General features: G+C 65.6%; 1 protein-coding gene. It reads right to left on the bottom strand.

The features are described from left to right. Positions 1-94 precede the first annotated feature (94 nt). On the bottom strand, positions 95-1135 hold a 1041-nt coding region (locus EV641_RS29100), incomplete at its 5' end, for an RNA-guided endonuclease TnpB family protein (RefSeq protein ID WP_132476978.1).

The raw sequence follows: 1135 nt of genomic DNA, 5'->3' as shown, positions 1-1135 counted from the left end.
GTTGACGTCCTCCCGGCCGTGAACGACCGGGATTCCTACCGCAGCACGCCGTGCCGCCTCGGTGGGTTCCTGTTTCACAGAGCCGCGCTCCCCACTAAGCAGGAAGACTTACCGTCTCTCCACAGGCGTTTCGCCTCTCCGCCCGTCCAGCGGCGAGGATATTTCGTGCTGCATTCAGGTCGCGATCGTGGACCACACCACACCCCAGGCAGGTCCACACCCGCACCGACAACGGCTTCCGGCCATCCCGCACCCCACACACCGAACACAGCTGCGACGACGGAAACCACCGATCCACCTTCACGAACACCCGCCCATACCGGGCGGCCTTCTCCTCCAACATCCGGGTGAACATCCCCCACCCGGCATCGTGCACCGACTTCGCCAACCGCGTCCGCGCCAGCCCCGCGACACACACATCCTCGACGAACACCGCTTGATTCTCGCGGATGATCATCGTGGACTGTCTGTGCGCCCAGTCTTTGCGGGCATCGGCCACCCTCGCGTGAGCTTTGGCGACCTTGATTCGGGCCTTGGCCCGGTTCTTCGAACCCTTCTCCGTGCGGGACAGATTCTGCTGCGCTTTTCGCAGTTTGCGTTCGGCGCGACGGAAGAACTTCGGGGACTCGATGACCTTCCCGTCCGACAGGACCGCGAACGTGGTGAGCCCGAGGTCGATGCCCACCTCGGAGTCGAGTTCGGGCATCGGCTCGTCGGTGGTCTCCACCACGAACGACGCGAAATAGCGACCCGCCGCATCCTTGCTGATCGACACCGACGACGGCTCGGACGGCAACTCCCGCGACCACGCGACCTTCAACTCGCCGACCTTCGCCACATACAACTTGCCGCTCGAACGCAGCGAGAACCCGTTGCGGGTGAGCCGGATCGTCTGCCGGTTGTCCTTGCGGGACCGGAACCTCGGTGCACCGATCTTGCGGCCCTTCCGCTTCCCGGACAGCGAGTCGAACCAGTTCCGATACGCGCGCCGCGCATCCTGACAGGCCTGCACCAGCACCACCGACGCGACCTCGGCCAGCCATGCCCGCTCCGGCCGCATCTTCGCGTGCGTGACCACCCACCGTTGCACGTCGGTGTCCGAGACCCTCACCCCCGCCGCATACGCGTCCTGCCG

It is taken from the genome of Rhodococcus sp. SMB37 (assembly GCF_004345605.1).
Classification (GTDB): Bacteria; Actinomycetota; Actinomycetes; order Mycobacteriales; family Mycobacteriaceae; genus Rhodococcus.
Note: the sequence above shows the minus strand (reverse complement) of the source record. Positions and strands in the feature narration are given on the sequence as shown.